Genomic DNA, 20,750 nt, shown 5'->3' on the forward strand with positions numbered 1-20,750 from the left:
CGCGCCGCGCCATAAAAACAGGAGACCGCTCATGAGCCACCGAAGCAGTTTTGCGCTGTTGAGCTTTGATCCGGCGTTTGCGTCGTTGCGCAATGGCCTTTCGGTCGCTCAGCAGATTGACGACACACTCTGGGTGGCGAACGACGAAACCACGAGCCTGGAACGCCTGAAAATCCAGGATGCTGCGCCCGGCGGCGTTGTAAGGTGCGACGAGCACAAATCGTTTGCGCTCCTGGACTATCTGGATCTGCCCATACCGAAACAAGACGCCGAGATCGATATCGAAGGCTTGGCCTACGTCCCTGACAGTGGCTACCTTTGGGTGGTGGGCTCCCATAGCCTGAAGCGAAAGAAAGCCGAGGCCGGCACTTCTGCACAGAAGAATATCAAGCGCCTGTCGACGGTAGAGGCGGACGGCAATCGTTTTCTGCTGGCCCGCATCCCTGTGGTGCAACAGAACGACAGCTATGTACTCGCCAGGAAAGTGGATGCCGATGGACGTACAGCGGCGCAACTGCCGGGCAACGAAACCGGTAACGACCTGACCGCGGCCATTGCTGAAGATCCTCAGCTACGCGACTTCCTGCGTATCCCGGGTAAGGACAACGGCTTCGATATCGAAGGGTTGGCGGTGATCGGCTCGCGCCTTCTGCTGGGGCTGCGTGGACCGGTGCTACGCGGCTGGGCCGTGTTGCTGGAGATAGAACCTGAGCTGAACGACGCCTCGACTGACACGCTGGTGCTGAAGAAGATCGGTCCGGATGGGCGCCGCTACCGCAAGCACTTCTTCGCGCTCAATGGGCTGGGCTTGCGTGACCTGTGCACCCGCGGTGACGATCTGCTGATCCTGGCGGGCCCCACGATGGAGCAGGACGGTCCGGTAACGGTCTTCCGCTGGCGCGGCGGTTTCGCGTCCGACGAGGAAAGCGTGGTCTTCACCGATCAATTGGAGAAGGTGCTGGAGGTGCCTTTCGGGCAAGGCAACGATCACGCTGAAGGCATGTGTCTGTTCCAATCGGGCGAGCAGCCCGGGGAGGTTCTGATGATCGTCTACGACTCTGCGGCAGAGAGTCGTAAACACGGCGATACGGATGTGGAAGGAGACCTGTTCATCCTGGATTAGCCACGCACATCTACGTCAACGCGGCCTGTAGATACACGGTGGTGTTGTCGGACTTTTCAAAACTGCTAGCCATTCCTTTGCGGGATGGCTGTGACTTGATGGATGTGATCGGCCGACGCTTGCGGGCTCAAGCAGCGGAATAAATGAAAACGGGCGCCGTGACGGCGCCCGTTTTTTGTGTCCCGCCTTTTATCGTCCCTCCCCCGTGCGCAGGCCCAAGCCGCGCTCAAGGCGTCATCGCAGACTATTCTTGATCTGGGTACCCGACCGGTCGCACCGAAGGAGGTCACTCGTTTATGCGCTGTGCCCTTTTCAAAATCCGCCGCAGTTCGATCTGATGCATGAAGGCAAATCGAGCCGCGCCGTCATCGAGTTCCGATGAACTACCGGTCTGGGGCACGGCCCAGGCACTCTGTCACCCTGAAACGGAGACGCCAGCATGAGCACCTTGCAACTTCACCCCGCACTGGACAATGGTATCCAACCCGCCGCCGAGAATTTCGCCGGTGGCACCCTGCAATGCCTGTGTGCGACCGACAAGGTCGAGGTCAAGATCGACGCACAAACGCTGCATAACCACGCGTGCGGTTGCAGCAAATGCTGGAAACCGCAAAACGCGATATTCGCCGTCATCGCCGTGGTGCCACGAGATAAGGTCAGCGTCATTGCCCATGGCGAAAAACTGGAGATTGTCGACGAAAACGCAACCATCCAGCGCCACGCCTGCAAGCAGTGTCACGCCCATTTATTCGGGCGCATCGAGAACAAGGACCATGCATTTTATGGCCTGGACTTCGTCCACACCGAGCTTTCGCCACAGAGCGGATGGGCTGCGCCGGGATTCGCGGCGTTCGTGTCCTCCATCATCGAAACCGGTACGCCGCCAGCGCAAATGAAGGCTATTCGCGAGCGCCTGCGCTCGATCGGCCTGGAACCCTATGACTGCCTGTCCCCGGACTTGATGGACGCACTGGCGATTCACGTCGCCAAACAGAAAGGCCTGCTCCCCGCCGCCTGATTGATCGGTCGCCGCGGTTGCCTTTTCCGGGCCGCGGCTCCGATTCTCCCTCTAATATTGTGCAATTTGATTCGGGTGGAAAGCGGACGCTGGAGCTACCAGATCCGTCATGCCCATAGGTCTATCTATAAAACCGTTTGTCGCGGCGTTAAACCTTATTTCTCTCCTGATTGGTCGAAAAAACTGTGACGGCATGACGTTGCCAAGACCGTTGACTGATTGGGGATGGCGGTTATGAAAATCGCACAAATAGCGCCACTGTACGAATCAGTCCCCCCTTTTCTCTACGGAGGAACTGAAAGAGTAGTCGCTCATTTAACGGATGCTTTGGTCGAACTGGGACATGACGTCACCCTCTTCGCTGCGAATGGATCCCGTACATGCGCGACATTGGTCGCCGCCCGGGATCAAGCGTTGCGGCTTGACGGCACGCCCTTGAAGTCAGAATTGGCAAGCCATTTGAACTTGCTGTATGAGTTGCGCCATCGAGCGGCCGAGTTCGATGTGCTGCACTTTCATATTGATTTATTGCACTTTCCATTTTTCGAAGATATGGCCCATAAGGTCTTGACTACCCTTCATGGCCGCCTGGATATCAAGGACCTGGATGGCACCTATTCTCGATGGCCTGCCTATCCCCTGGTTTCGATCTCGCAACATCAGCGCCAGCCGTTACCCTGCGCCAATTGGATCGATACGATTTATCACGGCTTATCGCAGTCCAGTTTGACGTTCCAGCCGAGACCGGGTGCTTACCTCGCCTTTCTAGGGCGTATCTCACCGGAAAAACGTCCTGACCGTGCTATCAGCATTGCCCGCGCTGCCGGGCTGCCGTTGAAAATGGCTGCCAAGATCGATGCGGCCGATCGCGAGTACTTCGAACAGCAGATACGCCCCTTATTGACGCTTCCCGGTATTGAATTCATCGGAGAGATTGGCGACGGGGACAAGGCCGAGTTCCTCGGTAATGCCAGGGCGCTGCTGTTCCCCATCGATTGGCCCGAACCTTTTGGCCTGGTCATGATAGAAGCCATGGCTTGTGGTACGCCGGTCATCGCCTGGCGCTGCGGATCTGTCCCCGAAGTGCTTGATCATGGCGTAACCGGCTTCATAATCAATAGCGAACATGAGGCGGTTCTCGCTACCCGCCAAGTGCTTGAGCTTGATCGACAAGTGATACGTGACGTATTCGATAGACGTTTTTCAGCCAAGGTGATGGCGCAACGTTATGTCGACCTCTACCGGACACTTACCGATAGGGTTTGATTTCGTGGTGCCTTGATATAGCCCATGAAAAAAACATTTAGCGTTCCTGAACAGCCTCAACCCAAACAGTGCGCAATTGAACCCATTGCCCAAAACCTGTTTGTGCTGGTCGACCACAACACGTACCTGGTAGCCAACGCGTTTGGCGATATCGACGGCGGCGCCGTGGGCATGTTTCACCACGACACTCGTTTATTATCCAGGTACCAGTTGACCGTGGCGGGCCGGCGTCCATCGCTTCTCTCCGCAGCGGTCAGTCAGGACAATGTCTATTTTCGTTCCCATTTGACCAACCACCCGCTCCCGGCACTGGGAGAAGAAGATACGCCACGGGGGGTCATCCATATCGAGCGCAAACGCTTTTTATGGGAAGAGCGAATGTTCGAGTGCATCAGCCTTTTCAACTACAGCGACCAACCTGGAAAACTGCCGATCGACCTGCGGTTTTGCGGCGACTTTCTCGACATGTTCGAGGTCCGCGGCCAAAGCCGGCCACTGCGCGGCACCTTCTCTGAGCCTGAAATATTCGAACAAGGCGTAGTGCTTCATTACAAGGGATTGGACAATCAGCAGCGTTGCATGGCAATCAGCTTTTCTGAGTTTCCAGGACACATCAGCGGCGACAGTGCCAGTTTCCAGATCTATATCGGCGCTCATCAGAGCCACGAACTTTATATTGAAGTGGGCTCCAGCATCGTCCAGCCCGGGCGGACACGCTACCGGTCCGCCGCCGCTCAAGCTTGCCGGTCCATGCGCAGGAAAGAGCAACGAGGCGCGCGCATCAAGGCTTCTGGCCGGTTGTTCCAGGCATGGGTGAACAAGTCTCGTGCCGACCTTGCTTTACTGACGGCCGATCTTCCCTCTGGCCCCTATCCCTATGCCGGAGTCCCCTGGTACTCCACGCCTTTTGGTCGCGACGCCGTGATCACCGCTTATCAATCACTCTGGCTCAATCCGTCCCTTGCGCGAGGTGTGCTCGCCTACCTGGCGGCTCATCAAGCCAAGGAGGTTTCGACCTTCAGCGATGCCGAACCAGGAAAGATCATGCACGAGACGCGTCAGGGAGAAATGTCGAAACTCAACGAATTACCCTTTGCGCGCTATTACGGGGGCGTCGATACGACGCCTTTGTTTGTGATGCTGGCCGGAGCCTATGCAAAACGGACCAACGATCTGGCGTTCATTGATGCGCTTTGGCCCGCATTGGAATTGGCCACGCTCTGGATGGAAAGCAATGCGTTGAAGAATGCCGAAGGCTTCATCAGCTATCAGCGCGGGGAAGTCACCGGCTTGGCCAATCAAGGCTGGAAAGACAGTCATGATGCTATTTTTCATCGCGATGGCCGTAATCCCGAAGGCCCCATCGCTTTGGTAGAAGTGCAAGGTTATGCATGGCGTGCATTTTTGAGCATGAGCACATTGGCCAGACAACGAGGCAATGAACACGCCGCGGTTCGCTGGCAAAACATCGCAGTCAGGTTACGCCAGGCAGTCGAGCGGTGCTTCTGGATGGAGGATCAGCAATTTTACGCAATAGCGCTCGACGGTAATGGCAAGCGTTGTGAGGTAAAAGCTTCGAACGCCGGCCACCTGCTGTTCACCGGATTACCTTCGCCAGAACGGGGGAAAACCGTTGCCCGGCAATTTCTGACCAGTATTTTTTATAACGGCTGGGGCGTTCGAACACTCGAAACCGGAGCCGTGCGGTTCAACCCGATGTCATATCACAACGGTTCGGTCTGGCCGCACGACGTAGCCCTGTGCGCAGCGGGTATGGCCAGGTATGGCGAGCAGCTGGGCGTTGTCCGTGTCCTGAGCGGAATGTTCGAGGCAGCGACCTTCTTCGGGATGCGGTTACCAGAACTGTTTTGCGGGTTCAAGCGCGGTCCGGGTGAGGCGCCGGTTGCCTACCCGGTGGCCTGTTTACCCCAAGCCTGGGCGGCAGGCTCCATTTTTATGCTGTTGCAGGCATGTCTGGGCATCACCATCGATGCCTCAGACTATCGAGTAGTTGTCAGACAACCTCGACTGCCCATTGGTATTGACCGTTTAGAGGTGCGGGAACTGAAGTTTGATCAACACCGTGTCGATCTCGGTTTCCAACGGATCGGCGAACGCGTCGCCGCTTACATAGAGCGGCAAGACGGCCCGAATCTGATTCGGCTGGACGTAAAACTTTAAATTAGCTGTCAGCCAACAGAGTTCTGACAGGGAAGCTCCGTTTTCAAAGCCAGCATTTCACCTCGTAATTCGCTGATCAACTCCGCGATAGCGTGGCTGGAGGTTAGTGTTTCGGTTCTGACACCAGTGACCAACAATTCCACGTGACCCGTTGACGGGTCGATCACTTTTATCATGAGCGATCCATCCGGATTTGCGGTGCAGGTGCAAGAAAGAGGCAGAAAACCACATTCAATGATGTGGCGAAGCTCAAGTCTGGAGATCATGACTCGCGCCCTCAAAGTCAAAGGTGGTTTGCGTTTCTGTCTAGTAATAATAGGCAAGCCGCCTCGCGGCTGACCGGGATCGCGACCAATTGCATCAGTGGGGCCGCGACCGGCGAAATCCTGCCTCTCTCGACGGTTTTTTTAAAGAACCCGACTCTCGACAGTGGCGACCTCCGGAGAGGCCGCCATTTTTTCAGCGGGTTTGATCAGTTGCCGTTAGGCAGTGACAAGTTGATGCCTTCTTTTTTCAGCGCATCACGCACGTATTGGAATTTCTGATACTGCGACAGCTCCATCGGTCCGTCGTAGGTCATGCTTTGCATCTTGCGAGGCGGGTGATCGACGTAGGTCTTCATCAGTTTCATGATCGCTGCCGAGATCGGCACCATGGTCCAGGTCCGCTCGGTAAAGTTGTTCATGAACAGGTCGTAGCGTTCTTGCGGGTCTTGCCACAAGTCAAAAACCTGCGGCACGGTGGCCACATACTTTTGGGCGCCTTTCCAGCCCAGGTTCGAGTCCACGGCGAGACCGCCTGTTTGTGCGCCATCGTCGCCTCGCAGGTTGAACACCGCTTTGTAGTTCCCGACACGGGCCGCGCCCGGGGACAATTCATTCTCGGTAAAGTAGAACCACTCCTTGCGCGGCGAAGGGGCGCTACCGGTGAGTACTGGCGTCATGTCGTAACTGTCGAAGATGATCGGTTGACCTTCGCGATCCTTCTCGGGCAGCTTCACTCCAGCCACTGAGGCGAAAGTCGCCATCAAATCCAGGCCACCGAGTATCTCGTGGTTTTTCGTATTTGGCTTGATCTTGTCTGGCCACACGGCAATGGCCGGTACCCGGTTCCCGCCCTCACGCACCGTGCCTTTGGTGCCGCGAAACGGGGTGTAACCGGCATCCGGATAAACGTCCTGCCAGGCCCCGTTGTCGGTGGTGTAAACCACCAGCGTGTTCTTATCCAGGCCGAGCGCCTTGAGCTTGTCCATGATGCGGCCAATATGGGTATCGAGTTCGACGACCGAATCGGCATATTTGGATTTGGACATCGATTTATGAACGAACTCCGGGGCCGGCAAGTTCGGTTGGTGCACTTTCATGAAGTTGACGTTGATGAAAAACGGCTTGTCCGATTTTGCCGCGGTGTCGAGAAACTCCAGCGCAGCCTTTTCGACATAGTTATCAAAAAAAGGAATGCCGACCACGCCGGGTTTACCCTCCACGACAGGCGTATCCACGTATTGACCATTGACCTTGAATTCTTCAACCACCTTTTCGCCGGCCTTGCCCGACAGCGCGCCTTTGGTCACCTTCTGGAACATCTCCCGGGTTTCCGGATCCATGTCGGGGAACCACGTTGGGTCGGCGTAGGTATAGGCATTCAGGTGATACAGGCCGACGTACTTCATCACGTCATAACCCTGGGCATTAGGCAGCGCGTAGTCGGCTTCGCCCAAATGCCATTTCCCAGTGAAATAGGTGTCGTAGCCGCCGGTCTTCAACACGGATGCCAGTGTCCATTCGGCTGCTGGCAAACCACCGCCCTGGCCCTGGAAAGCCACGGTGGTCATGCCGCTGCGATTGGGGATGCGCCCGGTTTGCATGGCCGCCCGGCCAGGGGTGCAACTCGGCTGTGCATAGAAGGAGTAGAACGTCACACCTTCTGCCGCCAGCTCATCGATTTTGGGTGTAGGCATGCCGCGCCCGATCCCACCACCATAGGGGCCCAAATCGCCATAACCGGTGTCATCGGAGACGATGAACAGGATATTGGTCTTTTCTGTTTGAGCGGCGTGGGCAAGCCCGTTCAATGACAACAGTGCAGCAAACACGACAGACAACTTGAAACGATCCGATAGCTTATTCATACCAGCAACCTCGTTGTTTCATTATGTTGGCCGGTGACAAGTGCACAACTGCATTGATTCTGGGTGCAACGACCACCGTGCGATTAGCCTAAGTACTGCATACAGAGTCATTCCCCTTTGTTATATGAGCCCGTACGGTTTAAGGCGCACGAGGGAGTCTAGTGCGGTTTTTGCCGCTCGGCGACGGGCGCCTGTTTGGGACGCCCGTCGTTTATGGCAGCTGATCAGCCAGCGTTAGCATCAGCTCCTTCTCACAGAGCAACTGTCCGACCGACAACATGTTCCAGTTGTTCATCGCATCATTTCAGTGCTTTGCCTGCGCGACATCGCCGCAAAAGATATCGACGCTGCCATCTTCGGGTGATGTCCGTACGACGATGGAATATTTTCCGGAAAGCAACTCTGATGTTGCGACAGGCGCATTACGGTAAAAGCTCCAACCGTTGGACCCTGCTTCGCTTTTTGTATTGACCTTATCGTTCATTGCATAGGCGACTGGCCCGGGTTGCTGGCAACTGCCTTTATTGATGAACGTGTAAATGCGCGGGGGCAGGATGGTTCCGTTCGGAACACCCGTGATATAGAAGTCAAAATTGGTTTGATTGCCTTCGGCGGTCAATATGGCGTTGCCAGAATGACCCACATTGGCGTGGGTGGCAGCCAGAGGCAAATTCATTGAGTGGTTTGAAGCGGTACTGCAACCGAGCAGACTTGCCATGAGCAGCGCGAACGGGACGATGCGGGTATTCATAAACAACCTCCAAAAGTGGAAGAAGTGCATGGGGGAATATTGGGTATAGCTCATAACTGATCTCAATAAACCCGCATTTTCACCTGGGTGTGCAACTGTATGCCGCCATTGAATTGGCAGTTATCCCGGTCGCCTGTTGGCTGCTGCGACTTCGCGACCCAGATTAAGCCAAGACCAGCGCCGGCAACTTTATTCGTATCTTGCCCCTTCCAATATCGAGAATATGAACTACCACTTATGAGTGATCGAACCATGCTGGTTCAATGCTTTCTCGATGATGGCTATTACCCTTATTTCGAAAATGCACACTTGCCGGGATCTAATCCATGCAAACCAGATCAGGTGCAATTCCCGCCTTCACGTTATTGGCCCTGTGCAGTCAGCAAGCCTGGGCCGGCGGTATCATGCTCTACGAAACCGGCACCGATAACGTTGGCCTGGCCAATGCCGGTGCCGCCGCCCGGGCCCAGGGTCCTTCGACTATTGCCAGCAACCCGGCGGGACTGAGCTACCTGCCAGGCACGCAGATTACCGGTGGCTTGCAGGTGCTGTATGGCGACCTGAGCTTCGATCGCGATGCCGACACCAATGTGCCTGGCAGCGGCAGTGGCAATGCCCTCGATCCGATTCCCGGCGGCAGCTTTTTCATCAGCCATGAACTGGACGACCACTGGAGCGTCGGCTTCGGCCAGTACGCCGACTTCGGCCTGGCGGTCAACTACGACAACGAGTGGTCCGGGCGTTACTTCGCGCAAAACGCCAGCCTGGGCGGTTTGTCATTGGTGCCCAGCGTGGCGTACCGCTTTAACGAGCAATGGTCGGTGGGGCTCGGCGTAAAAGCCATGTACGGCATGCTCCAGGCCCAGACCGCGATTGACCGTTCGCCGTTCGGCTTTACCGACCGCGGGGACGGCCAGTTCAAATACAAGGATAAAGATTGGGGGTTCGGCGCCAACGTCGGGTTGATTTACGCCCCGCAAACCGGCACTCGCATTGGCCTGACCTACACCAGCAAGGTCGACCTGGATTTCGAAGACGGGCTGGATGTCAAAGGCAACGGCCCGGCGCTGGATCGCCTCGACGGCCTGAACACCCAGCTCGACATGACCGTTCCACAGACGGTCACCCTGAGCCTGTTCCAGCAACTCGACCGACAGTGGGCCTTGCTGGCTTCGGTGAACTGGCAGGACTGGTCGGAGTTCGGCGACATCGCCGTGCAGGTGGACACCTCGGCGCTCGGAGCCCAGTCAACCACGGTCGACGCGCACTTCAAGGACACCTGGCACCTGTCGCTCGGCGCGCAATACCAGGCCACGCCGCAATGGCTGTGGAACGTCGGCGTGGCTTACGACAGCAGCGCCGTGTCCGACAATAATCGCACCGTGACCGTACCGATGGCTGAATCCTGGCGCCTTGCGACAGGAGCCACCTATGCGCTGAACAAGGTCACCGACGTCAATGTCAGCTGGGCCATGATCTGGATTGGCGACATGCCGGTGGACCAGACCAAAAACGTTTCGGGCAATCGAATTTCCGGTCAATTCGACAGTGCCTGGATTCAAGCCGTGACCGGGAACATGACCTGGCGTTTTTGAGTGCTTTACCACACCAGAACGACTTCATCCGAGGAGCACACAGCATCATGAATCTGTCCCGAAATTTGCTCATCGGTGCCACCGTGGCCGGGCTTCTGCTCGGCGGTTGCACTTCCAAAGTCACCGAGAAGGAACAGTACTCCGGCTACCTGTCCAACTACGACAATCTGCAGGAAGTAGCCACTCCCAGTGGCGGCACGACGATGCGTTGGGTGAGCCCGTCGTGGAACCCCGATGCGTACAACACGATTGCGTTCGAGCGTCTGGAACTGTATCCGGCGCCCAAGCCCAATGAGCGAGTCAACCAGCAGACACTCGATGACATCCGCAACTACATGAGCAGCAAGGTCAGGGCAACGCTGGGGCAGAAATACCGGGTGGTCTCGCGCTCGAGTGCCGCGCCCAAAGGCTCGAAAACCTTGATCATGCGCGCGGCGATCACTGGGGTGAGCGCTTCGAACGAAGGCATGAAATGGTACGAAGTGGTGCCCATTGCCGCCGTCGTCGGGGCGACACAAGCCGCTACCGGTCATCGCGACCAGGACACCGAGCTGTATATCGAGGCCGAGCTCATCGACGAGAAAAACAACGAGATCGTGGCCAGGGTTGTACGCAAGGTGTTCGGCAAGCAGCTGTCAAACGAGAGCCAGAAAATCACCGCGCAGGATTTCAAGGCCGCGATTGACAAGTTGAACGCCGATCTCTGGGCATTCATCCGCCGTTGAACCCTGATCCGCCGACCAACAGGCGTTGGCAGTTTAATCACTCCCGGTAAAGGAATGGCTGACATGGCTACTCATGCATTGCTTCGACTCTCGAATTTGCACAGGCCTTTATTCATCGCAGCGCTCATTGTCAGCGCACTTGCGTTAAACGCCTGCGCCACAGTGGATGCGCAGACAACCGCCTACGTTGGGGTCGAGCATCCCGCGCCGACCCTGCCCAGCGACGTGCAGATATTACGCACCGAACCTACGCGCCCCCACGTACGGCTGGGTGAAATCCTCATCGATGCCAGCGTCGAACCCGCACCTCCCATCACCCAGGTTGAACAGAAGCTACGTGAAGAAGGCGCCAAGCTGGGTGCAAACGCGGTGGTGGTGGTTTACGACCAGATCCAACCCGTCGCCGCTTACGTGACGGGTCCTCTGTGGAGCCGCAACATCGATACGATTCAGGGTCGCAAGCTCAAAGGCATTGCCATCAAATACCAATGAGGAGGTGCACAGCGTCGCCAATACATTCACTGATTCGCAGACCCGCTAACGGCAAAAATGTTGCAGGGCACCTGGTACAGAACATGCTCTGTCGTACTGCCCACCCATTTGCCCAGTCCCTTGCGATGCGCATTTCCCATGACGATCACATCGGCCCGGTGATGGGCTGCAAAGTCGGCCAGGGCTTTGCCAGGTGGCCCTTCAACGAAGTGTTGGCGCTCAGTGGGCACGCCGTAGTGGTCGGCCAATGCGCTAAATGACTTTTGCAGTGACTTGCGCACTTCATTACTGAAACCTGGCATCGTCACGGCACCAGCGCCTGCGTCGGATATATGGGTCAGCGACAGATCGTAGGCATGCAGCAAATGCAGTTCCGCGCTGCATTGCATGGACAATCCGTTCGCCGCCTGGATGATGCGATCGTTGATGCCCGTAATCTGAGTCTCAGGTTGTGACGGATCGACTGCCGCCACGACCACCCGCGGAAGTGGGCACCTGATTTCACTGACCAAATGCACCGCCACCGGACATTCGCGCAACAGGTGCCAATCCAGAGGCGTAATGAAAACGCGCTTGAGTGCTGATTCGTGTTGCACGTCCTTGATCACCAGATCCGGCTGCATTTCTGCCACATGTCGAAGTATTTCTTGCAGCGCAGTCCGCGTAACAAGCACTTCGGTACTCACCACGACCCCGCGCGCGCGTATTAGATCGGCCTCATCCTGCAACCATTTTTCGTTTTCTTGCTGACAGGCCTCACGAAAACGTGCACCCGCGCTCTTCAAACCCAACAGGTGGGACTCTTCGATAAACACCGTGATGTGCAGCGCTGCGCCAGTGGCTTGGGCTATGGCGACAGCTCGCTCCAATGCCGGAGTGTGACGCATGCCTGGACCGGCTATCAGAAAGAGTCGTTGATACTGGCTCATGTAACACCTCCAAACGTTCCGGGATATCTAGCTCCCCCAGCGCTCTCGCCTGTCACACCACCGACGATTTACCATCGCCTCAACTATCGGGATCGACACTTTCAATATACGCCTAAGAATGGCGAAGACCTCACCCATGCAAACATCCCTACTTCGCCGACCCGGCACGCGGTTTATAAAAAAGAAACATCGAGGTCTCGGTGGTCTTGATGTATTTCCTGGCCCAAGCGGGTTTCACATTCCTGTCGTGAAAATACATTGCGCCGTGGGTTCGGTCGTTCAGTTGCTTGTTTAGCGCCTTGCGCGCGATTTCCTTGGCAATCGTGTATTGGGATTCTTCCTCGACCTGATCCGAGCGTCCATCGCACCACCACGAAAACTGACAATTTCTGGTTTCCGAACCCTGCTTGACCACGGCGCATACCGTGTCCGGAAAGCCCTCATGGCCCAGGCGGTTCATGACGACACTGGCCACGGCTTCCATGTCGGTGGTCGATTTTCCTTTGGCTTCCCAATAGATGGAGCGGGCCATACAGGTGATTGCATCGTCCAGCGGCGACGCACCGGCGGGATCGACTGCCTGAACTTCGGAGGTGGTAATGGCCTCGGACTTGGGCACCGGTACATCGCTGCCCTTCTCCGCCGCTTTATGCTCAAGAACTTCGGCCTTGTCCTCAGCCATTTCCTTTTTTTGCTGCTGCTCAGACGCGATGGCCTGGCCGGTGAAAAGGGTTATTGCCAAGCAGGTGGCTATCCAGACAACTCGCATGATCGACCCTTCGGATGGAACCGCAAGCACGCCGAACTGGCGACTTTGCTTGATTGTAGTTGCCAGAATCGATTCCAACAGACGAACAAAAAAACTGTCTTCGGGCGTGAAAGTCATTGCGCTCGCGGGGCGGAAATCGCGCATCATGAGCGCAGTCAGCCCAAGGGGATTTCCATGCGTTTCAAATCATCTGCTATGCGTCTTGCCACGTTGTCACTGGGGATGTTGTTCGCCGTGAATGCGTTGGCGGTCGACGAGAAACAACTGATTGATTCGATCAATCTCTACCGCAGCCAGGTGCAGCGCTGCGCAGGTCAGGTCTCGCAGGAACTGCCACCGCTGGCCGGCGACCCACGGCTGGCGCTGAACGCCAACAGCGTCGGCAATCTGCAGCAGGCAATGGCCAGCGCGGGTTATCCAATGAAGAATGTACAGGCGATCAGCCTGTCCGGGCCGCGTGATGCGCCATCGGCGATGAAGGCCATTCAGGAGAGTTTTTGCCAGATCGTGCTGGACCCGCAATTCGTCGATGTCGGCGTCAGCCATCAGGACCGCGAGTGGCGCATTGTGCTGGCGCGCCCACTGTTGAGCGCTCGCCTGGGCGACTGGCAGGCGGAAGGCCAGAAGCTGCTGGCCGAGCTCAACATCGTACGCAGCCAACCGCGCCAGTGCGGCACGCAATCCTTTGCCGCCGCCACGCCACTGGCCTGGAGCGCCACGCTGGCGACGGCGGCCGAGGAACATGCCCGGTCAATGGCCAACAACAATTACTTCGATCACAAGGACCGCGATGGCCGCATGCCGGGTGACCGGGCTGAATTGGCCGGTTACAGCGGCGGGCAGGTCGGCGAGAACATCGCTGCCGGCCAGGACACCGTGCGCAAGGTGGTCGATGGCTGGGTGTCCAGCGCCGGTCACTGCGCCAACCTGATGAACCCACAGTACCGGGAGTTGGGCGCGGCCTATGCGGTTGATCCGAAGAGTGATCCGGGGATTTACTGGACGGCGATGTTCGGGGCGCAATAAGTTCGGAACGCCCGATAGAAAAAAACGGAGCCCTGTCATGGGGCTCCGGTTTTTTTTGCAATCAAATCCTTCATCGACCCTGTCGATCAGCCGGTCACTAATAGTGATTGGACGCCCTCTACAGTTGCTCTTAGTCTGCGCACAACAATTCCGGGGCTAGCGGAATACTCATTTCACGGATGCAGGCGAAGGGTTCATGTCAGAGCGAGTCTTGATCGATGGGTTCTCCAGGCGAGTGGACTATCTGCGGATGTCTGTCACCGACCGCTGCGATTTCCGTTGCGTGTATTGCATGGCCGAAGACATGCAGTTTCTGCCCCGGCAACGGGTACTGACCCTGGAAGAAATCTATCAACTGGCCGAAAGCTTCGTGGCGTTGGGCACCCGCAAGATCCGCCTCACGGGCGGCGAACCGCTGATCCGTCCAGGCGTGGTGCAACTGTGCGAAAAGATCGCTGCCCTGCCCGGCCTGCGTGAACTGTGCATGACCACCAACGGTTCGCAGCTGGGCAAGCTCGCAACGCCCTTGTTCGAGGCCGGGGTCAAACGGCTCAACATCAGCCTCGACAGCCTGGACCCGCAACGCTTTCGTGAGCTGACGCGCACCGGCGATCTGGCGCAGGTCATCAGCGGCATCGACGCGGCCAACGCCGCGGGATTTCGCCACACCAAACTCAATTGCGTGGTGATGAAGGGCCGTAACGACCATGAGATCAACGATCTCGTGAGCTTTGCCATCGACCGACATCTCGACATTTCTTTCATCGAAGAAATGCCGCTGGGCACCATTCATGAACACAGCCGCGCCGAGTCGTTTTACGCAAGCAGCCAGGTCCGTGAGCGGATCGCCGAGCGCTACACGTTGATCGAGTCCGCCGAGTCGACCCAAGGCCCGTCGCGCTACTGGCGCCTGGCCGAGGCACCGCAGATTCGCCTGGGGTTTATTTCCCCCCACAGCCACAACTTTTGTGGCACCTGCAATCGGGTTCGGTTGACGGTGGAAGGCCGTCTGCTGCTGTGTCTGGGCAATGAACACGCCGTCGATCTCAAGGCCGTGTTGCGCAGCCATCCCGGACATCCCGAGCGCCTGGAAAAGGCCATCATCGAGGCGATGAAACTCAAGCCCTATCGACACAATTTCGAAGTGAACGACGATGTCCAGGTGGTTCGCTTCATGAACATGACGGGCGGCTGAACTCACGCCTCCACTTGCACCACCTCAATCCCGAGTTTCCGATAGTCCTCGACATTACCCGACGCCACGTGGCGTTCGGTGATCAGGGTATGAATGCGCTGGCATGGCGCGACCACGAAAGGCTCCACCGCCCCCAGTTTGTCGGCGGTGGTGACAGCAACGACATGGGAGGCGCTGGCGAGCATCGCCTGTTTGACCGGCACCTCATCGAAATGCAGGGAGCTGATGCCGACTTCCGGGTGAATCGCACAGACGCCCGTGAACAGCAGATCAGCCTTGATGCCCTCGATCAGCCGCAGGGTTTCATGCCCGCTGGCCGACATGGTCGCGGGGTTGAGTTGTCCGCCGGCCAGAATCACCGTGATGCCTTTGTATTCGGCCAGGGTGATCGCGATCATCGGCGAGGCGGTAATAGCCGTAATGGCAATGTCCGACGGTAGTGATCGGGCGATCTGCAGCGTCGTGCTACCCGAATCGAAAATCACAATCTGGCCGTTGTGTACCTGGCGTGCGGCGAGTTGTGCCAAGTGGGTTTTCACCTCGTCGGTTTCACTGACGCGGGTGAAATAATCCTTGCCGGTGTCCTTGGGCCGCGGCAACGCCCCGCCATGCACCCGCTGCACCAGCCCGGCGGTCGCCAGTTCCGCCAGGTCACGCCGAATGGTGTCCTCGGACACCGCGAAATGCTGGCTCAGCTCGCCCGCCATGACCTTGCCGTCACGTTCGAGAATCAACAGGATTTTTTGCCGGCGCAACTGAGGGAGTTCGGCGGCCGTGTGTGAATCGTGCATGTTTTTGCCCGCTTTTGCGCGTAATTGCGTGTTTGTGCGAGACTAGCCAAATCACGGGGTAAACACAAACCAGCCGGACATCAATTGTTTCGATGATACAAATCATAAAGCCGAATTTTTTATTTCTTTGTGACCTATTCAAGATGGCGCCATCACATGTGTTTTGGATGAAAACTTCATGAATCTAAATTTTGTCTTCGCCTGCATGATCGTGGTCTCGTTCGCGATTGCGTTGGGTCACGCCTGATCGGCGGAAACCAAGGGGTTGCCGAGGCAGAAGTGGTCGAGCGCCTGTCGGCAGTCCTTGGCAAAAGCCAGTAGAAAAGCCGTAATCCTTCCCAATAGGGTCTAAACCAGTGTCCACATGATGTGGATCAGGGACCATTGAAGGCTGCCTCGCTAAATTGATCTCTTGAAAAAAGCCGACAAGTGACTGTCCGCCAGGAGATTTCCCCCGCATGAAAGCAGCCCTGAAAATTGCCGCCAGTGATTCCGCGTTAGAGTGTTTCCAGACCTCCCGAGAAGTCATTCCGCTCAATCAAACCGACTACACCGATATCGCGGTTGCGGTGTTCTCTGTCAAGGATGTGATGGCGGGCGCCCTGGACACCTTGCAGCGAACCGGTTTCGATATCCCCATTTTCCTCGTCGCCTCCCCCGGTTCCGGCAACCGCGCCCGGGACGTCTACCAGCACCTGCAAGATGTTCTGCTTCAGGTAAATGGCATTTTTGACCCCTCGCGCAACAACGCCGAATACCATGGCAACCAATTGGAGACCGCGGCAAAAGCCTATGAAGACAGTCTGCTGCCGCCGTTCTTCGACGCACTCAAGCACTACACCGAGTCAGCCAACGCGACCTTCGCCTGCCCGGGTCACCAGGGCGGTCAGTTTTTCCGCAAACACCCGGCTGGCCGGCAGTTCTTCGACTTCTTCGGCGAAACCCTGTTTCGCGCCGACATGTGCAACGCCGACGTCAAACTCGGCGATTTGCTGATCCACGAAGGCCCGGCGCTGCTGGCGCAAAAACACGCCGCGAAAGTGTTCAACGCCGACAAGACCTACTTCGTGCTCAACGGCACCTCGGCCTCCAACAAGGTGGTCACCAACGCGCTGCTCACGCCTGGCGATCTGGTTCTGTTCGACCGCAACAACCACAAATCCAATCACCAGGGTGCGTTGATCCAGGCCGGGGCGACCCCGGTTTACCTGGAAACCGCACGCAATCCTTATGGGTTCATCGGCGGGATCGACGCCCATTGTTTCGAAGAAGGCTACCTGCGCGAACTCATCAGCGAAGTCGCACCGGACAAGGCCCGACTGCCACGGCCGTTTCGCCTGGCGATCATTCAGCTGGGCACTTATGACGGCACCGTCTACAACGCCCGGCAAGTCGTCGATCGCATCGGCAAACTGTGCGACTACATCCTGTTTGACTCGGCGTGGGTGGGCTACGAACAGTTCATCCCGATGATGAAGGACTGCTCGCCGCTGCTGCTGGACCTGCATGAAAACGATCCCGGCATCTTTGTCACGCAATCGGTGCACAAACAGCAGGCGGGGTTTTCCCAGGCCTCGCAGATCCACAAGAAAGATCGGCACATCAAGGGCCAGGCCCGTTATTGCAGCCATGCGCAGCTGAACAACGCCTTCATGGCCCAAGCCTCCACCAGCCCGTTCTACCCGCTGTTCGCCTCACTGGATGTGAACGCGCGCATCCATTCCGGCCGTAGCGGCCTGCGCCTGTGGGAGGACTGTGTGAAGTTCGGCATCGACGCGCGCAAGTTGATCCTGGAAGCGTGCACCCTGGTTCGCCCCTTCGTGCCGGACACCATTGACGGTCGCCCCTGGCAGGACCATCCCACCGAAGACATCGCCAACGACATCCGGTTTTTCGAGTTCCATCCGAAGGATCGCTGGCACGCCTTCAGCGGTTACGCCGACAAGCAATACTTCATCGACCCCTGCAAGTTGCTGTTCACCACGCCCGGCATCGACCCGGTCGATGGCAGTTACACCGACTTCGGCATCCATGCCGGCATTCTCGCCAACTTCTTGCGCGAGAATGGCATCGTTCCGGAAAAGTGCGACCTGAACTCGATTCTGTTCCTGCTCACCCCGGCCGAAGACTGGGCAAAGATGACGCATCTCGCCTCACAGATCGCGCGTTTTGAACGTTTCATCAGTGATGACGCGCCGATGAGCCGGGTATTGCCGGCTATCTATGCACAGCATCAGGAGCGCTATCGCAACTACACCATTCGTCAACTCTGCCAGGAAATGCACGACCTCTACCGCACCCACGACGTGCAGCATTTGCAGAAGGCAATGTTCCGCAAGGAACACTTCCCGAAAAAGGCGATGAACCCGCAAGCAGCGCAGTTCGAATTCATCCGTGGCAACGTCGAACTGGTGGCGCTGGCTGACGCGCAGGGTCGCATCGCTGCCGAAGGTGCCCTTCCCTATCCACCCGGCGTGCTCTGCGTGGTGCCCGGGGAAATATGGGGCGGCGCGGTGCTCAAGTACTTCCTGGCGCTGGAAGAAGGTATCAACTCGCTTCCTGGCTTCACGCCGGAACTGCAGGGTGTGTACTTGAAACAGGAAGGCGATCGCATTCGAGCCTATGGGTACGTGATCAAGACGCTCCCACATTAAGTAACGCGCACATCATCTGTAGGAGCATGGCTGCCCGCGATGGGGCCGTCGGGAACGCCAACAGCATCGCGAGCAAGCTTTGCTCCTACAGGGCTGGTTTGCAGAGCCCGCAACCACTGATGCGCCGGATCGCGATGCGGCTCACGCGGGGAATCGGTCTTGGGATGAACTTGATGGCGAGTGGATATCTGCGAGAAGCCGATTATGCTTCAGTAAACCTTGCAGCGATGCGAGGCCGTCAGCCTGTGTGCATGCTTCGCGCAATCCGTAATCCGACGACTTCAGCCCCGGGGCCTGGGTGCGGCAATAAGGTAACGAGGTACTCCGGCCTATAACAAAAACGACGGAGAAGACTCATGGCCGCAATCGACAACACTTCCACGGGCAGCACGCCCCACCACGGGATCACCAAGGAGGAGCGCAAGGTCATTTTTGCCTCGTCCCTGGGCACCGTGTTCGAGTGGTACGACTTCTACCTTTATGGGTCTCTCGCGGCGATCATTGCCAAGCACTTCTTCGCCGGCGTCAATGAGACAACTTCCTTCATCTTCGCGCTGCTCGCGTTCGCCGCGGGCTTCGCGGTACGCCCATTCGGCGCCATCGTGTTCGGCCGACTGGGGGACATGATCGGACGCAAACATACCTTTCTCATCACCATCGTGATCATGGGTATTTCCACCGCCGTCGTGGGCTTTTTGCCGGGCTACGCGACCATCGGCGTGGCGGCACCGATCATCCTGATCACCCTGCGCCTGCTGCAAGGCCTGGCCTTGGGCGGTGAATACGGCGGCGCGGCGACCTACGTGGCCGAGCATGCGCCGAAAGGCAAACGCGGCTACTTCACCTCGTGGATCCAGACCACCGCGACCCTCGGCCTGTTCCTCTCGCTACTGGTGATCCTCGCCTGCCGAACCATTCTCGGCACCGAAGCGTTCGAGGCTTGGGGCTGGCGGATTCCCTTCCTGCTGTCGATCCTGCTGCTGATCATTTCGGTGTACATCCGCCTGCAACTCAGCGAGTCACCGGTGTTCTTGAAGATGAAGGAAGAAGGCAAGTCGTCCAAGGCGCCGCTGACCGAATCCTTCGCCCGCTGGGAAAACCTCAAGATCGTGATCATGGCCCTGCTCGGCGGCACTGCCGGCCAGGCCGTCGTCTGGTACACCGGGCAGTTCTACGCGCTGTTCTTCCTGCTGCAAACGCTGAAGATCGAAGCGCAGACCGCCAACCTGCTGATTGCCGGCTCTTTGCTGATCGGTACGCCGTTTTTCGTCATATTCGGCAGCCTGTCCGACCGCATCGGCCGCAAGGGGATCATCATGGCCGGCTGCATCCTGGCGGCAGTGACCTACTTCCCGATCTTCAATGCGTTGACCCAATACGGTAACCCTGACGTGTTCGTCGCACAGGAGAAGAACCCGGTCACGGTGGTCGCCGATCCCGGCCAGTGCTCGTTCCAGTTCGACCCGGTGGGCAAGGCCAAATTCACCAGTTCCTGCGACCTGGCCAAGACCGTGCTGGCGAAAAGGGCCATTCCCTACCAGAACGAGAAGGCTGAACCGGGCACCGTCGCGCAGGTCCGCATCGGCGGCAAAGTGATCCAGAGCTTCGAGGGCACCGGCATGCCGGCCGCCGACTTCAAAGCCAAGAACGACGCCTTCGCCGCCACCCTCGGTACCGCGCTCAAGGATGCCGGCTACCCCGAGAAGGCCGACCCGGCCAAGACCAATTACCCGATGGTGCTGCTGCTCCTGACCATCCTCGTAATCTACGTGACCATGGTCTACGGCCCGATCGCCGCCTGGCTGGTGGAACTGTTCCCGGCGCGCATCCGCTACACCTCGATGTCGCTGCCCTACCACATCGGCAACGGATGGTTCGGCGGATTTCTGCCCACGGTGGCGTTCGCCATGGTCGCGGCCACCGGTGATATCTACTACGGGCTGTGGTACCCGATTGTCATCGCCGTGATGACGGCCATTCTTGGCACGTTCTTCCTGCCGGAAACCAAGGATCGGGACATTCATCACACCTGAGGCTGGCGCTCGCCCTCTCCTGCCAGGGAGAGGGCGATCCAGAGACGGTCAAACGGTCTACGCTCATCGAC

The 20,750-nt window shown here is 57.6% G+C and carries 17 protein-coding genes; 11 read left to right on the forward strand and 6 right to left on the reverse strand.

Annotated elements, in window-relative coordinates; all coding sequences use genetic code 11:
• Positions 1 to 31 precede the first annotated feature (31 nt).
• The 4 genes from ACQ4OB_RS08140 to ACQ4OB_RS08155 all read left to right on the forward strand — a co-directional run bounded on the left by ACQ4OB_RS08140 (position 32) and on the right by ACQ4OB_RS08155 (position 5,588).
• On the forward strand, positions 32 to 1,123 hold the full coding sequence (locus ACQ4OB_RS08140; protein WP_430955460.1) for a DUF3616 domain-containing protein: 1,092 nt from the start codon (positions 32 to 34) through the stop codon (positions 1,121 to 1,123).
• Positions 1,124 to 1,562: 439 nt separating this feature from the next.
• Positions 1,563 to 2,141, forward strand: a complete 579-nt coding sequence (gene gfa / locus ACQ4OB_RS08145) for an S-(hydroxymethyl)glutathione synthase (RefSeq protein WP_074875900.1) — start codon at positions 1,563 to 1,565, stop codon at positions 2,139 to 2,141.
• A gap of 234 nt (positions 2,142 to 2,375) precedes the next feature.
• Entirely contained in the window at positions 2,376 to 3,407 is a 1,032-nt protein-coding gene (locus ACQ4OB_RS08150) for a glycosyltransferase family 4 protein (protein ID WP_074875898.1), read from the forward strand.
• 24 nt (positions 3,408 to 3,431) lie between these two features.
• Positions 3,432 to 5,588: an amylo-alpha-1,6-glucosidase gene (locus tag ACQ4OB_RS08155; RefSeq protein ID WP_430955461.1), complete on the forward strand. Its 2,157-nt coding sequence runs from the start codon at positions 3,432 to 3,434 to the stop codon at positions 5,586 to 5,588.
• Between the two features lie 8 nt (positions 5,589 to 5,596).
• Here the strand turns inward: ACQ4OB_RS08155 and ACQ4OB_RS08160 are convergent, their stop codons facing one another.
• The 3 genes from ACQ4OB_RS08160 to ACQ4OB_RS08170 all read right to left on the reverse strand — a co-directional run bounded on the left by ACQ4OB_RS08160 (position 5,597) and on the right by ACQ4OB_RS08170 (position 8,470).
• Positions 5,597 to 5,854, reverse strand: coding sequence for a DUF1652 domain-containing protein (locus tag ACQ4OB_RS08160; protein ID WP_430955462.1), 258 nt, complete (start codon positions 5,852 to 5,854; stop codon positions 5,597 to 5,599).
• A 206-nt stretch (positions 5,855 to 6,060) separates the two neighbouring features.
• A complete protein-coding gene (locus ACQ4OB_RS08165) occupies positions 6,061 to 7,719 on the reverse strand; it encodes an arylsulfatase (protein WP_430955463.1) in 1,659 nt (552 codons plus the stop codon).
• A gap of 304 nt (positions 7,720 to 8,023) precedes the next feature.
• A complete protein-coding gene (locus tag ACQ4OB_RS08170; RefSeq protein ID WP_102616444.1) occupies positions 8,024 to 8,470 on the reverse strand; it encodes a hypothetical protein in 447 nt (148 codons plus the stop codon).
• Positions 8,471 to 8,796: 326 nt separating this feature from the next.
• On the opposite strand from ACQ4OB_RS08170, the gene ACQ4OB_RS08175 reads away from it, so the two are divergent.
• The 3 genes from ACQ4OB_RS08175 to ACQ4OB_RS08185 all read left to right on the forward strand — a co-directional run bounded on the left by ACQ4OB_RS08175 (position 8,797) and on the right by ACQ4OB_RS08185 (position 11,282).
• Entirely contained in the window at positions 8,797 to 10,065 is a 1,269-nt protein-coding gene (locus ACQ4OB_RS08175) for an OmpP1/FadL family transporter (RefSeq protein ID WP_430955464.1), read from the forward strand.
• Between the two features lie 47 nt (positions 10,066 to 10,112).
• Positions 10,113 to 10,790 carry a DUF3313 domain-containing protein gene (locus tag ACQ4OB_RS08180; protein ID WP_430955465.1) on the forward strand — a complete coding sequence of 226 codons (678 nt, stop codon included), beginning with the start codon at positions 10,113 to 10,115 and terminating at the stop codon, positions 10,788 to 10,790.
• Positions 10,791 to 10,853: 63 nt separating this feature from the next.
• Positions 10,854 to 11,282 (forward strand): hypothetical protein, encoded by a 429-nt coding sequence (locus ACQ4OB_RS08185; RefSeq protein WP_430955466.1) that lies wholly within the window; start codon positions 10,854 to 10,856, stop codon positions 11,280 to 11,282.
• Between the two features lie 26 nt (positions 11,283 to 11,308).
• Here ACQ4OB_RS08185 and ACQ4OB_RS08190 read toward each other — a convergent pair whose 3' ends face one another.
• Both ACQ4OB_RS08190 and ACQ4OB_RS08195 read right to left on the reverse strand, forming a co-directional pair.
• Entirely contained in the window at positions 11,309 to 12,211 is a 903-nt protein-coding gene (locus ACQ4OB_RS08190; RefSeq protein WP_430955467.1) for a universal stress protein, read from the reverse strand.
• A 148-nt stretch (positions 12,212 to 12,359) separates the two neighbouring features.
• Entirely contained in the window at positions 12,360 to 12,980 is a 621-nt protein-coding gene (locus ACQ4OB_RS08195) for a cell wall hydrolase (RefSeq protein ID WP_076031626.1), read from the reverse strand.
• 174 nt (positions 12,981 to 13,154) lie between these two features.
• Between ACQ4OB_RS08195 and ACQ4OB_RS08200 the strand changes: the two genes are divergently transcribed.
• Entirely contained in the window at positions 13,155 to 14,006 is an 852-nt protein-coding gene (locus ACQ4OB_RS08200) for a CAP domain-containing protein (protein WP_430955468.1), read from the forward strand.
• A 196-nt stretch (positions 14,007 to 14,202) separates the two neighbouring features.
• Positions 14,203 to 15,201 (forward strand): GTP 3',8-cyclase MoaA, encoded by a 999-nt coding sequence (gene moaA, locus ACQ4OB_RS08205; protein WP_102616427.1) that lies wholly within the window; start codon positions 14,203 to 14,205, stop codon positions 15,199 to 15,201.
• Between the two features lie 2 nt (positions 15,202 to 15,203).
• On the opposite strand, the gene ACQ4OB_RS08210 is transcribed toward moaA, so the two are convergent.
• Positions 15,204 to 15,992, reverse strand: a complete 789-nt coding sequence (locus tag ACQ4OB_RS08210; RefSeq protein WP_430955469.1) for a DeoR/GlpR family DNA-binding transcription regulator — start codon at positions 15,990 to 15,992, stop codon at positions 15,204 to 15,206.
• Between the two features lie 458 nt (positions 15,993 to 16,450).
• Between ACQ4OB_RS08210 and speF the strand changes: the two genes are divergently transcribed.
• Both speF and ACQ4OB_RS08220 read left to right on the forward strand, forming a co-directional pair.
• The gene (speF, locus tag ACQ4OB_RS08215) at positions 16,451 to 18,646 is read left to right on the forward strand and encodes an ornithine decarboxylase SpeF (RefSeq protein ID WP_430955470.1); all 2,196 of its coding nucleotides are present in this window, start codon (positions 16,451 to 16,453) and stop codon (positions 18,644 to 18,646) included.
• Positions 18,647 to 19,002: 356 nt separating this feature from the next.
• The gene (locus tag ACQ4OB_RS08220) at positions 19,003 to 20,679 is read left to right on the forward strand and encodes an MFS transporter (protein ID WP_074875878.1); all 1,677 of its coding nucleotides are present in this window, start codon (positions 19,003 to 19,005) and stop codon (positions 20,677 to 20,679) included.
• Positions 20,680 to 20,750 lie beyond the last annotated feature (71 nt).

Origin of the sequence: Pseudomonas sp. ES4 (assembly GCF_050586665.1) — a bacterium.
GTDB lineage: Bacteria > Pseudomonadota > Gammaproteobacteria > Pseudomonadales > Pseudomonadaceae > Aquipseudomonas > Aquipseudomonas frederiksbergensis.